General features: G+C 63.1%; 14 protein-coding genes. 7 read left to right on the plus strand and 7 right to left on the minus strand.

The window, feature by feature from the left end; all coding sequences use genetic code 11:
• Positions 1 to 13 precede the first annotated feature (13 nt).
• Positions 14 to 697 (minus strand): L,D-transpeptidase, encoded by a 684-nt coding sequence (locus ACFOGH_RS16505; protein ID WP_380074259.1) that lies wholly within the window; start codon positions 695 to 697, stop codon positions 14 to 16.
• 59 nt (positions 698 to 756) lie between these two features.
• Positions 757 to 1113 carry a hypothetical protein gene (locus ACFOGH_RS16510; protein ID WP_380074260.1) on the minus strand — a complete coding sequence of 119 codons (357 nt, stop codon included), beginning with the start codon at positions 1111 to 1113 and terminating at the stop codon, positions 757 to 759.
• 252 nt (positions 1114 to 1365) lie between these two features.
• On the opposite strand from ACFOGH_RS16510, the gene ptsP reads away from it, so the two are divergent.
• Positions 1366 to 3615, plus strand: a complete 2250-nt coding sequence (ptsP, locus tag ACFOGH_RS16515; protein WP_380074261.1) for a phosphoenolpyruvate--protein phosphotransferase — start codon at positions 1366 to 1368, stop codon at positions 3613 to 3615.
• Between the two features lie 232 nt (positions 3616 to 3847).
• On the opposite strand, the gene ACFOGH_RS16520 is transcribed toward ptsP, so the two are convergent.
• Genes ACFOGH_RS16520 through ACFOGH_RS16530 form a run of 3 tightly spaced genes read right to left on the minus strand, consistent with a single transcriptional unit; the run spans position 3848 to position 5578 of the window.
• Complete coding sequence (locus ACFOGH_RS16520; RefSeq protein WP_380074262.1) at positions 3848 to 4249, minus strand: GFA family protein; 402 nt, start codon at positions 4247 to 4249, stop codon at positions 3848 to 3850.
• Between the two features lies 1 nt (position 4250).
• On the minus strand, positions 4251 to 5009 hold the full coding sequence (locus ACFOGH_RS16525; RefSeq protein WP_380074263.1) for an EcsC family protein: 759 nt from the start codon (positions 5007 to 5009) through the stop codon (positions 4251 to 4253).
• Positions 5010 to 5053: 44 nt separating this feature from the next.
• Positions 5054 to 5578: a GNAT family N-acetyltransferase gene (locus ACFOGH_RS16530; RefSeq protein WP_380074264.1), complete on the minus strand. Its 525-nt coding sequence runs from the start codon at positions 5576 to 5578 to the stop codon at positions 5054 to 5056.
• Between the two features lie 77 nt (positions 5579 to 5655).
• On the opposite strand from ACFOGH_RS16530, the gene ACFOGH_RS16535 reads away from it, so the two are divergent.
• The gene (locus ACFOGH_RS16535; protein WP_380074265.1) at positions 5656 to 6252 is read left to right on the plus strand and encodes a flavin reductase family protein; all 597 of its coding nucleotides are present in this window, start codon (positions 5656 to 5658) and stop codon (positions 6250 to 6252) included.
• 97 nt (positions 6253 to 6349) lie between these two features.
• On the opposite strand, the gene ACFOGH_RS16540 is transcribed toward ACFOGH_RS16535, so the two are convergent.
• Positions 6350 to 6577, minus strand: coding sequence for a hypothetical protein (locus tag ACFOGH_RS16540; protein WP_380074266.1), 228 nt, complete (start codon positions 6575 to 6577; stop codon positions 6350 to 6352).
• A gap of 453 nt (positions 6578 to 7030) precedes the next feature.
• On the minus strand, positions 7031 to 7459 hold the full coding sequence (locus ACFOGH_RS16545; protein ID WP_380074893.1) for a nucleoside deaminase: 429 nt from the start codon (positions 7457 to 7459) through the stop codon (positions 7031 to 7033).
• Between the two features lie 114 nt (positions 7460 to 7573).
• Here ACFOGH_RS16545 and ACFOGH_RS16550 point away from each other — a divergent pair, with 114 nt between their 5' ends.
• The 5 genes from ACFOGH_RS16550 (at position 7574) to ACFOGH_RS16570 (ending at position 12684) form a co-directional block, all read left to right on the plus strand.
• The gene (locus tag ACFOGH_RS16550) at positions 7574 to 8758 is read left to right on the plus strand and encodes a pseudouridine synthase (RefSeq protein ID WP_380074267.1); all 1185 of its coding nucleotides are present in this window, start codon (positions 7574 to 7576) and stop codon (positions 8756 to 8758) included.
• 186 nt (positions 8759 to 8944) lie between these two features.
• Positions 8945 to 9817: a 5-bromo-4-chloroindolyl phosphate hydrolysis family protein gene (locus tag ACFOGH_RS16555; protein ID WP_380074268.1), complete on the plus strand. Its 873-nt coding sequence runs from the start codon at positions 8945 to 8947 to the stop codon at positions 9815 to 9817.
• A 47-nt stretch (positions 9818 to 9864) separates the two neighbouring features.
• The gene (locus ACFOGH_RS16560) at positions 9865 to 11049 is read left to right on the plus strand and encodes a toxic anion resistance protein (protein WP_380074269.1); all 1185 of its coding nucleotides are present in this window, start codon (positions 9865 to 9867) and stop codon (positions 11047 to 11049) included.
• Positions 11050 to 11051: 2 nt separating this feature from the next.
• Entirely contained in the window at positions 11052 to 12011 is a 960-nt protein-coding gene (locus ACFOGH_RS16565) for a DUF2927 domain-containing protein (protein ID WP_380074270.1), read from the plus strand.
• 4 nt (positions 12012 to 12015) lie between these two features.
• A complete protein-coding gene (locus ACFOGH_RS16570; RefSeq protein WP_380074271.1) occupies positions 12016 to 12684 on the plus strand; it encodes a DUF6338 family protein in 669 nt (222 codons plus the stop codon).
• Positions 12685 to 12805: the final 121 nt, after the last annotated feature.

Raw genomic sequence — 12805 nt, forward strand, 5'->3', positions numbered from 1 at the left:
CGCCTATCTGGCATCAATACGGCACTTCAAACGTGTGATGCTGCACCGAGGGCAGCACCACCACCTTGGCACCGTCCTGCACCCGGTCATGCAGGTCGATCACGTCTTGGTCCAGCATACGGATGCAGCCCGAGGACACCGATTTGCCCAGATATTTCGGCTCGCAGGCGCCATGGATGCGGTAGAGCGTGTCTTTGCCATCCTGAAACAGATACAGCGCGCGGGCACCCAGCGGGTTGCCGGGGCCGCCGGGCATACCGCCATTGGCCACCGAATAGGGCGCGAACTCGGGGCGGCGGGCGATCATCTCATCCGGGGCTTTCCACACCGGCCATTTGCGGCGGAACTGCACCTTGGCATCGCCATTCCAGCCATAGCCTGCGGCCCCCACGCTGACGCCATAACGCAAGGCGCGGTCAGGCGATGTGACAAGATGCAGATAGGCCGCATCCGGGTCAACGATGATGGTGCCGGTTGTTTCAAACGGAAACGGATTTTCAACTTCTTGCCGCCACAGCCGTTCGTCAACCACACCATCGGGAACAGCAGGCACCGGATGCGGTTCCGTATAGATCGCACCATAGCGGGCAGGCATCGGCGGCGGCGGTGGCGGTTCGGCAGCGGCTGGGGGTTTGGCGGCACAGGCGGACAGCGAAGCGGCAGAGGCCGCAGCCATAAAGGCGCGTCGGGTGAACATGGGGTATCCTTATCGGCAGGGAATTGGGCAGAACGGGGCCGCGATGCGGCAGCAGGCGTTCAGGCCAGCTTGGGCGGGTCGCGCGGCTGGGCTGGGGTTTGCCCCGGTCTGGCCCACCAAGCCCCAGCCTGCAACAGCGTCGCGGGCGCATGGAATGCCAATGTCAACTCGTCCGGCCAGACCGCCAGCGCCGGGTTACAGGGCGACCCCGGCAAAGCCGTGCCCTTGCAGCGGCTTTGCACGGTGGCAAAGGTCTTTTGCGCCGCAACCGGCGCAACCGCCGCATCATCATCCAACTGCGCCGAGACAACCGCCGCCGCCACATGCGGGACCGTGCCAAATTTGGCGGCAAAACTGCCAAACGGCAGCAATGCCAGCACAGCCAGCAGCAAGACAAGGCGGGTCAACATCGACATGCCGGTTTCCTGCCATGCGTCGCGTGGCCTGTCGAGTGGCAGCTGTGGCGATCCTTTGCCCATTGCGATCACCAGTTGTCACATGGCTGTGAGCATCGCGCCGCCTGCGCATAAATCTGCCGCAAAGCCCGCAGCATCGGGGGTTTTCTGCGCACAAGCGCGATAAACTCTGTTGCAACGTCGGTTTGCCCACTGACTTTTGTCACACAACGCGCCTATAGAGAGCAGATTGGATGTGATCGGATTACAGCGATGCCCGCAGAGCGCACTGACAGTGACAGCCGCAAACTTCTCCGCCGCCTGCGCGATGTGCTGGGCACCAAGGCGAAGGGGCAGGATCGGCTTGACCAGATCACCCATCTGATCGCGGATTCCATCGGCGCGGAAGTCTGCTCGATCTATCTGTTCCGCGATGCCGAAACGCTGGAGCTTTGCGCAACCGAAGGCCTGCGCAAAACGGCTGTGCACCAAACCCGGATGAAACTGGGCGAGGGTCTGGTGGGCCGTGTGGCCCGCACCGGCCTGCCGGTGAACACCGCCGATGCGCCGTCTGAAAAAGGTTTCCGCTTCATGCCGGAAACCGGCGAGGAATTGTATTCGGCCTTCCTTGGCGTGCCGATCCAGCGCGTTGGCGAAAAGCTGGGCGTGCTGGTGGTCCAGTCGAAACTGGCCCGCGCCTATTCCGAAGATGACATCTACGCGTTGGAAGTCGTCGCCATGGTGCTGGCCGAGATGACCGAACTGGGCGCTTTCTCGGGCGAAGGCGTTGGCGGCATGGGCGCTTTGCACAAGCAGCCGGTGCTGTTCCGGGGTGCAAGCGGGCAGGAAGGTGCATCCGAAGGCCGCGTCTGGCTGCACGAGCCGCGCGTGGTTGTCACCAACCCGGTGGCGGATGATCCGTTGACCGAGATCGACCGCATCCGCGAAGCCGTGGGCGTGCTGCGGGTGTCGGTGGATGATCTGCTGGCGGCCGAAAGCCTTGATAAAGACCAAAAGGCGGTGCTGGAAGCCTACCGCATGTTCGCCCATTCGCGCGGCTGGCTGCGCCGGATGGAGGAGGACATTTCCTCGGGCCTGTCTGCCGAAGCGGCGGTGGAAAAAGAGCAATCCGCCGCACGCTCGCGCCTTAGCCAAGTGCCGGATGCCTATCTGCGCGAACGCCTGCAAGATCTGGATGACCTATCCAATCGCCTGCTGCGCATCCTCACCGGGCAAGGCAAGGATACCGGGGCAGAAATGCCGGAAAATCCGGTGCTGATCGCCCGCAACATCGGGCCCGCCGAACTGCTGGAATATGGCCGCAAACTGAAGGGCGTGGTGCTGGAAGAAGGCTCGGTCGGCAGCCATGCGGCGATTGTCGCGCGCGCCTTGATGATCCCGATGGTGATCCACGCCGACCGCATCACCAACGAGGCGCTGAACGGCGATGCGATCCTGGTCGATGGCGATCAGGGCATCGTGCATCTGCGCCCCGAAGATACCGTGGCCCGGTCATTCCGCGACAAGATCGCGATGCAGGCGCAGGCAATGCAGCGCTATGCGTCTTTGCGCGATCTGCCTGCGACGACGAAAGATGGCGTGACCATTGGTCTTTTGATGAATGCGGGCCTGATGGCAGATCTGCCCTCGCTGGTGGGCTCTGGCGCCGAAGGCGTTGGCCTGTTCCGCACCGAGTTGCAGTTTCTGGTGCGCAACTACATGCCCCGGCGCGAGGAATTGGCCGCACTTTATACCCGCGTGATCGAAGCCGCCAAAGGCCGCCCCGTCGCGTTCCGCACGCTGGACATCGGCTCGGACAAGGTGCTGCCCTACATGAAGCCGCAGGACGAGCCGAACCCCGCGATGGGCTGGCGCGCGATCCGTGTGGGCTTGGACAAACCCGGCGTGCTGCGGATGCAGTTGCAGGCGCTGATCCGCGCTTCGGCGGGCCGGCCTTTGGCGGTGATGTTTCCGTTCGTGTCGGAACATGCCGAATTCGTCGATGCCCGCGCCCATGTGCTGCGCGAATTGCACCGCGAGAAATCGCTGGGCCATGCCGTGCCTTCGGCGCTGGAAGTCGGCGCCATGCTCGAGATGCCAAGCCTTGCCTACGCGCCGGATGCGTTCTTCCAGATGGCCGATTTCATCTCGATCGGCGGCAATGATCTGAAACAGTTTTTCTTCGCTGCCGATCGTGAGAATGAACGGGTGCGCAAACGCTATGACACGCTGAACGCCTCGTTCCTGACCTTCCTGCAATTCATCGTGGCGCGCTGCGCTGCGACCGGGACAAAACTTTCCTTCTGCGGCGAAGACGCCGGGCGACCCGTGGAGGCCGTGGCCTTCGCCGCCATCGGCCTGCGCAATCTGTCGATGCGCCCCGCGTCCATCGGCCCGGTGAAAGCGCTGCTCCGCCGGGTCGATCTGGCCGAAGCCCGCCGGGTAATCGACAAGGCCCGGAGTGACGGCGCCGAAACCGTGCGGCCTGCGCTGACGGCGTATCTGGATGGCTTGGGGGAGTGAGGAGAGGTCCGCTTTGCGATAAGCTCTGATTTGGACCGACCACACAGGGCATCGCCTGACCGCCGGGTGGGCGAGCCACAGAAGTTCTAGGCACTTTATGCCTCAGCAAATCCCCCAGAGGTTCTAGGCGAGACAGCGCAGAAGCGCCTGCCCGTGGGGGCGGTCAGGCGCTGCCCGGCGGCGCATTCGCGCCTTGATTCCGGGCAGGTTGCGTGCCTGAAAGGGGCGTTGCTTAGGGTTCACTCCGGGCGTCGTTATCGCGATCCCGTTCGTAGTGCCTCACGGCGAACTCTGGCAGCCATGTCTCACGCCGGATGGTCCAAAGCTCATAGGTCGGAATGAACTGATCGGGCGCATCAAGCGCGCCAAGGTTCACCTCAACCTCATCATCCGTAATGGAAAACACCGAGCTGCCACAGGTCGGGCAGAAATTTCTCCCCTCATAGGCGCGGGTTTCACCGCTGATCTTCACAGCGGCGGCGGGGAAGATCGCGCTGGCGTGGAACAGCGCGCCGTGCTGCTTGCGACAATCAAGACAATGGCACAGTCCAACGCGGTAGGGTTGCCCCGTCGCTGCGATCCGCACCTGTCCGCAGAGGCAGCCCCCCGTCACGATGTCGCCACGCCCCGCCATCTCAAACCTTGCTGATCTTTGGCGGCTCTATCGCGCGGGCGAAGGCTGCAACCACGGCCTCACCGCCCTGCGTCTCGGCCAGCCGCATCAGGGCAAAGCGGATGCGCGCCATTTCGCGGTAATAGGACAGGAACGCGGCATTCAGTGCCGCCCCCGACACCGCCCCCAGCACCGGCACGGCTTGGGCGGCGAGTTTCTGGCCCATGGTGGCGGCAAGTTTCGGCGCGACAGTGGCGATCAGCTTCTGGATCGCAGGGCCGGTCAGCGTCATGCGGGCCGAAAAGAACGCAGCATTGACGCCATCATCGCCCGCCAGCGGCGTGCCTGCGGCAAAAACCTCAAGACAAGCCGCGCGGATGCCGGGTTCGGATGGGTCAAAGCCCGCACGGATCGCTTCGGCCCGAATGGTGTGCAGCATCAGCGTCACGGTCACGGGCAATTCGGCAATCGCTGTTACCAAGCCACCCGCCCCGCCCGCAGCCCCGGTGGCCATCGCGGCCAACGTGCTGGCCCGCCCGCCCATCCGCGGCCCCTGATCGGCAAGCCCCGCCACGCCATGCGCCGCCGTCAAAGCCCGGATCACCACCTGTTCGATCTGCCCGCGCAGGGCATCAGGGAGCAGCGCCGCCTGCTTTTCCAACCCGCCACCGATCTTGTTGACCAACGTCATCAGCGGGCCATTGGCACGCTTGTAGGCGCGGGCCAATTCGGCGATTTCGGTATCATTTGCGGGCGCGCGCACGGCGGGAAGCTGGGTCATACCAACAATGTGGGGCGTTTGACCCACTTCGGCAAGGCCGCTGATCAGGCCTGCGGCAAGGTTGCGCCGCTGGCCTTCACCACATGGCCCTTGATGCCCACCCAAGCGCCCTTTTTCAACTCCAGCCCCAGCACGCGGTCGGGGTTGGTGGGCGGTGGCATCACCACGCCTTCCAGCTTTTGAAATCCGAACCGGTTGTAATAGGGCGCATCACCCACCAGCAAAACCCGCTCCCAGCCCAGACGCCGGGCTTCGGACAGGCTTTCGTTCATCAACAGCCCGCCCAACCCCTCACCCTGCCGGGTGGGGTGCACGGCAATCGGACCCAGCAGCAGCACGTCTTCGCCGTCCTCGCCATCGCCCTCGTCGATTTCAGCCGGCCAATAGCGGATCGCAGCCGCCAGAGTGCCATCCTCATCGCGCAGCGTCAGGCACAGCGCCGCCACCGTCGGCACACCATCGCGCAGCCGGTAAGACGACAAGGCAGTGCGGCCCGGAGAGAAGCACAGATCATACAGTGCCTCGACTTCCCACCAATCTGCCTCGACTTCTTCTTCAAGCTGATACACGCCGCCGCCCTTCCAGAATCATCTGGAAACGCGGGTAGCATGGGCTAGGTGTGGGATCAAATCAGAAGGGGATGCTGATGTTTTATAACCCGAATAATGCGGACAGCCCGCGCAACGGCGGGCTGCCGTTCAACCCGTTCAAGGCGATTGTCGCGCCGCGCCCGATCGGCTGGATTTCCACACGCGGGCCTTTGGGGGATAATCTTGCACCCTATTCGTTCTTCAACGCGGTGAATGATGCGCCGATGCAGGTGATGTTTGCGGGCGGGTTGAAGGATTCGATCCGCAACCTGCGCGACACCGGGGTGTTCGCGGTGAATGTGGTGGCCGAATCTATGATCGATGCGATGAATGCCAGTTCCGAAACCGTGGCGCGCGGGGTGGATGAATTTGCGCTGGCGGGGGTGGAAAAGGCCGAGTGTGCGCAGATCGATTGCCCAAGGGTGGCGCTGGCCCCCGCCACGCTGGAGTGCCGGGTGGCGGATGTGCTGGAACTGACGGGCGAGAACTGGATGGTGGTGGGCGATGTGGTGGGCGTGCATATCCGCGACGAATATCTGCGCGATGGCCGGTTTGATCTGGCGCTGGTCCGGCCCGTCGCCCGCCTGGGTTACAAGGATTATGCCGTGATCACCGCGCCCTTCGAACTGGCCCGCCCAGACGAGTTAAGCTGACGCCACCACATGCACCCCGCCGCCCCGGACTTGATCCGGGGCCTCTTGGCAGCAACCGGAGGCCCCGGATCAAGTCCGGGGCGGCTGGGCTGCGGTATCAGAGGTGCGGCTTGCTGCGCGGCGGGGGCAAATCGGGCAGGCCGATGTCGCGCCGCAGATGATCCGACAGCATCATCGCTGGCGGAGGTTTCGCGCGTCTTTGCTTTGCTGGACGTTGCCGCAGCGCCTTCAGCAGCGCCAGCAGGGTGGCCAGCGGGCCATGCTCGGCGATCAGTTGTTGCAGGGTCGGCAGCAGGGCAGATTTCGGAATCGGGGTCGCGTTCATGTGCATATCTCCAGCCGCAACGCGGACTGGTCCTTTGCTGATGTTGAGGTGGGGCCAAAGGCGCCAAAAATGCGCGGGCGGCTGGTGCGGTGGGAAGATCTCAGGTCTGCGGCTTGTCAGGTCTGAGAAGGATCAAGCCTTGGGCTTGGGATGCGGGGCGCAAAAGGCAGCGGGCTTAGCCGCGATACCATAGGCCAGTGCATCGCACGCCAACAGACGAAGCGGAAGCGCTTGCAAAATTGAACATCTGACGCCTCCCTTTCCTGTGCGTGGTGCGGTGCTTATGGCACGGGTTTTTGGGCTTGCAATACGCGAATACTTTGGCGGGCGCGATGGGTGAGGCGGTGTTGCCGTGGCGTCACAACGGATTTCTGCTGGCCAAGCGCCGGGGCGCTGCCCCGGACCCCGGGATATTTAACGACAGATGAAACGTTTTAGATAAATTTTATGGGGTTAGCGCCGATCCGCGAAGAAGGTTTTCAGCAGGGCTTCGGCCTCGGCGGCGTTGATGCCGTCGTAGATTTCGGGGGTGTGGTGGCATTGCGGATGGCTGAACACCCGTGCGCCGTGCAGCGTGCCACCCGATTTCGGGTCTGCCGCACCGTAATACAGCCGGGCGATGCGGGCGGCGGCGATGGTGCCTGCGCAGATCGGGCAAGGCTCGAGCGTCACATACAGATCGTATCCGGGCAGCCGTTCCGACCCGGCAATCTGGCAAGCAGCGCGGATCGCCAGTACCTCGGCATGGGCGGTGGGGTCAGACAATTCGCGTGTGCGGTTGCCAGCAGCGGCGATGATCGCGCCATCCTTCACCACCACCGCGCCAATCGGCACCTCGCCCCGCGCGCCTGCCATCCGCGCCTGATCTAGGGCGGCGTCCATGAAGGTTTTGAACACCGCAGCCCCCTTGGCGCTTGCCGCTTGGCGGTTGAGAGATTAGTTTGGCCACATCGCCCGCGATGATCGCGCGCAATGCCCGTTGAAGGATAAAAGAACATGGCCGAGAATACAAATCCCCCGAAAATCGCGAAGGTCGCCGGTCCGAAGCTGGAAGGCACCGACGGCAAGGCAACCCCGCGCAAGGCAGCCGTGGCAGCCAAGCCTGCGGCGGGCACGCCAGAAGGCGACCGGATTGCCAAGGTTTTGTCGCGCGCAGGCGTTGCCTCGCGCCGCGAGGCCGAGCGGATGATCGAACTCGGCGAAGTCTCGGTCAACGGCAAGGTCATCACCTCACCCGCGCTGAATGTGACGGCGCAAGACAAGATCACCGTGCGCGGCACCCTGATTGGCGAGCCGGAACAGGCGCGGCTGTGGCTGTATTACAAACCCGACGGCCTTGTGACCTCGGAAAGCGACGAGAAGGGCCGCGACACGGTGTTCGCCAACCTGCCGCCGGAACTGCCGCGCGTGATGTCGGTGGGGCGGCTGGATTTGAACTCGGAAGGCCTGCTGCTGCTGACCAATGACGGCGCGCTCAAGCGGCGGCTGGAACTGCCCTCAACCGGCTGGCTGCGCAAGTATCGCGTGCGGGTGAACGGCAACCCGATGGACCCGGATCTGGAGCCACTGCGCAAAGGTATCGTGGTGGACGGCGAGCGGTTTCAGCCGATGATCGTGGTGATTGACCGGATTCAGGGCGCGAATGCCTGGCTGACCGTGGGCCTGCGCGAAGGCAAGAACCGCGAAATCCGCCGCGCGATGGCCGCGATCAACCTCACCGTGAACCGCTTGATCCGCATCAGCTATGGCCCGTTCCGCCTGAACGATCTGCAACCCGGCGAGGTGGAAGAGGTCAAGGGCAAGGTGCTGCGCGATCAGTTGGGCCAAGGGGCAACAGTTGATGAAGACGCCCCCAAGCGCACCCGCGCGCCCCGCCCTGCCAGCCGCACCACCACCGGCAAGGCCGAGGGTGCTGCATCCGGCAAACGCTTGAAATCGGGCGAGGGGCTGAAGCAGTTGTCAGACGCCTGGGGCGAGGCCACCAAGCCGCGCCGATTTGGCACCGCCGCCGCCAAGGCCGATGCGCCCACTGACAAGCCGCGCAGCTTTGGCACGGCGGCGAAAAAGGCTGAAACCGCCGCCCCCCGCCCTGCAAAACCGCCTGCCAAACGCCCCACCGCAACGCGTGGCGCCACCACCGGGCCAAAGCCTGCAGGCGGGCGGCCAAAACGCGGCGCATAAGTGCTACAATTCCCCGCTTTTGCCCTCTGGCACGACGGGGCGGCTGTGCCTATAGTCTAGGGGTGCGCGTTGTGCGACATGGAGGCGTGATGTCTGCCAAGGGTTTGGAATCGGGCGCGTTTATGCTGCTGCTGGCGTTGATGGTCTATGTGGCCATCATCGGCGCGCAGGGCTGAGGGCGCGAGGATGGCAGAGCGGTTTGGCGGCAAATACTCGCCGCAGAATTCCAGAACCGAAGGCGCAGCGGGCATCGCCCCTGTGCCGGGGATGCCTGCGCGGTCCAAGGCGGTGGGCCGTTCCCGTGCGCTGTTCCTGCCGCCCTTCCTGTTCGCAGCACTTGCCTTCAAGGGCGAGCCGCGCAGCCTGATCATGGGGTTGGCGGCTTGCGGCATCCTGCTGCTTGCGGCTTGGCTGACCCAGCAAGGGGCCGTCGCGCAAGACGCCTATGATGCGCGCAAAGTGGCGCGGCGTCCGGCCATCCCGCGCAAGGCGTTCGGGGCGGTGCTGATGTGCGTTGGCCTCTGCGTGGGGGCCTTGGTGGCGCAACCGCCGCTTTACGCGATCTTGTTGGGCCTTGCTGGCCTCATCCTGCATGTCGGCGCGTTCGGGCTGGACCCGATGCGCGACAAGGGGATGGAGGGCGTTGACAGCTTTCAGGTCGAACGCGTCGCCCGTGCCGTGGACGAGGCCGAGGGCCTGCTCGCCAGCATGAAAGACGCGATCCTGCGTGCCCGCGACAGCGGGCTAGAGGCCCGCGTGGCAAAGTTTTCCGGCGTCGCGCGCGGTCTGTTCCGCTCGATCGAAAGTGATCCGGGTGATCTGACGGCGGCGCGCAAGTATCTGTCGGTTTACCTCATGGGCGCGCGCGACGCGACGGTGAAATTCGCCGACGCCTATGCACAGGGCCGCGATCCGAAAATCCGCGCCGATTATGAAACCCTGCTGGGCGAGTTGGAAACCACCTTTGCCGCCCGCACTCAAAGCCTGCTGCAAGGCGATCACACCGATCTGGATGTTGAAATCCAAGTGCTGCGTGATCGCTTGAAGCTGGAAACCTGATTTTCCGCAATCCGCCCTGCTGCCGGGCTTTTGAACGAGTGAGAACCATGACCGAAGATATCCGCGCCGCTGCCGCCACCTCCCTCGCCGAAGTTGAAAAGGTGACGGCGGTCATCCTGCCAGAACCGGGCACCGCGATTGTGCCGCTGGAAACCGCCCCTGCCCCGGTGGCCGAGGATATCCGCAAACGGATGGCGGAACTGGATATGACCAACACCCAGTCGATCATCTCGTTCGGCTCTGGCGCGCAGGCCGAATTGCAGGTGATCAGCCAGGAAATGCTGCAGGGCGTGAAGAACAAGGATGTTGGCCCGGCTGGGGATTCCTTGCGCGAAATCGTCACCACCATTCGCGGCTTTTCCGGTGAAGAGCTGGATGTGAACCGCAAGCAAAGCTGGTGGGAATGGCTGACCGGCCACGCCGCCCCCTTGGCCGAATTTGTCGCCCGCTACGAACAGGTGCAGACCCAGATCGACAAGATCACCGAAAACCTGCTGACGCACGAAACCACTTTGCTGAAAGATATCAAATCCTTGGATATCCTCTACGGCAAGACCTTGACGTTTTACAACGAACTCGGCCTCTACATCGCCGCAGGTGAGGCCAAGCTGAAAGAATTGGATGCAAAAGACATTCCGGCCCGCGAGGCCGCGGTAAAGGCGGCACCCGAAGCCGATCAGATGCTGAAGGCGCAGGAACTGCGCGATCTGCGCGCCGCCCGCGATGATCTGGAACGCCGGGTCTATGATCTGAAGCTGACGCGTCAGGTGACGATGCAATCGCTGCCCTCGATCCGGCTGGTGCAGGAAAACGACAAGTCCTTGGTCGGCAAGATCAATTCCACCCTGATGAACACCGTGCCGCTGTGGGAAACCCAGCTTGCGCAGGCGGTCACGATCCAGCGCAGCAAAGAGGCCGCCGAGGCGATCAAGGATGCCAATGATCTGACCAATGAATTGCTCACCGCCAACGCCAACAATCTGCAAGAAGCCAACAAGATCGTGCGCACCGAGATGGAGCGTGGCGTGTTTGATATCGAGGCTGTGCAAAAGGCCAATGCCACGCTGGTCGCCACGATCGAGGAAAGCCTTGCGATTGCCGATGAAGGCAAGGCCCGCCGCGCCGCGGCCGAAGTGGAACTGGTGAAGATGGAAGGCGAGTTGCGCGACACGCTGGCGTCGGCCCGCGCCCGCAACACCGCCAGCGGTGCCAACATCGGCAGCGCAGTCTGATCATGGTGCAGGCACGGCCCTTGGGACGAAAACGCGCAGGCGGCCTGTTGGCCGCGCTGGCGCTGATGGGCTGTGCCGAGGCTCCGCTGCCGCAGGTGAAACCTGCGCCGCGCCCGGTGGTGATGGCAGAGCCTGCGCCCGTCGTCGCTCCCGAAACCCCCGCCAGCGCCGCCGCGCGCGCCTATTACGCCGAGGTGCAGCGCGGTTTGCTGGGCCAAGGGCTTTTGCGCACCGACGGCGGCGGGCCAGACACGCCCTACACCGACCGGATGCTGGCGGATAACTTCATCCGCGTGGCGCTCTATGATGAATACGACCGCTCGGCCACCAGCACGGTGCAACGCCAAACGACTTCGGCCCTGCGCCGCTGGCAGCAGCCGGTGCGCGTGGGCCTGCGCTTTGGCGATTCCGTGTCCGAGCAGACGCGGGCTACCGATACGGCGCGGGTCGGCTCTTATCTGCAACGCTTGCAGGGGCTGACGGGCCACCCGATCCGGCTGGACGACAACCGCCCGAACTTCTGGGTCTATATCGTGTCGGAAGATGAACGCGCAGCGCTTGGCCCCGTGCTGCGCGCCGCCATGCCCAGCCTGACCGCGAACGATGTCAGCGGCATCACTGCCATGCAACGCTCAACCTATTGCATCGTTTATGCGCAATCGGCGGGCTCGTCGGGCGTCTATACCGGGGCCTTCGCGGTGATCCGCGCCGAACATCCCGACCTGTTGCGCCTGTCCTGCATCCACGAGGAAATCGCCCAAGGCCTTGGCCTGCCCAACGACAGCCCCAAGGCCCGCCCCTCGATCTTCAACGATGATGAGGAATTCGCGCTGCTGACCACGCAGGATGAGATGATGCTGCGTATCCTCTATAACCCCGCGCTCCGCCCCGGCATGACCGAACCCGAAGCGCGCCCGATTGTGGAAACCCTTGCCCGTCGTCTGATGGGCGGGGAAAGCTGACTCTATGCCGGATATTTTCAAGCCCGAGACTTTTGATTTCTTCGCCAGATTTTTTCTTGCAGGTTTCATCCTGGCCTCAGTGCGCGCGCGCTATGTTATTGGAGAGAAACCTGCCCCCGGTGACGTGATCTATGAAGCGATCATACTCAGCCTGCTGAATCAACTCGTATTTCAAGCCCTAGCAGCGATCATAAGTTGGTCTGTTCCAACTGTGATCACAAATCCATTCGCGGCGTGGCTTTTCCGCATTGGCGATCATTTCGCTTTTCAACTGGAAACGTTGTTGCTGCCTGCGGCGCTCGGCTTGCTTTCCGGCCTTGTCCTAAGGGCAGGTTGGAACACCCCTATCCTGACTCGCCTCGCAATGCCGATCATCCACCCAACAATGCGCGCTTATGATTACGCTTTTGGAGACATCACGACCGACCGCTTCGTAATCGTAACTTATAGCGATGGCACCATTATCTATGGATATTATGGCGCAAACTCATTGGCATCGTCGGCCCCAGACCGTGGCGACATATACATTGAGCGCCTATATGATTTGGCAGATGGCGTATGGGTGCCAACTGAGCCGCCAAAGTCGGCCCTGTTGCTGCTCAAGGATTTGCGCTCGATAGAATTCATCGACCCTCAAAGGGAAACTCAAAATGGCACCGAAACTGCTGAATGAAGGCTATAAACCGACCCCGTATTCAAAAGGTGAATCGTCATTGGCGGAACGTGGCTACCAGCCCACTGCAAGCGGTCGGCCCGCCTCACCTACACCACCTCCGCCACCCAAAAACACCAGT

Origin of the sequence: Cypionkella sinensis (assembly GCF_042646385.1) — a bacterium.
Taxonomy (GTDB): Bacteria; Pseudomonadota; Alphaproteobacteria; order Rhodobacterales; family Rhodobacteraceae; genus Cypionkella; species Cypionkella sinensis.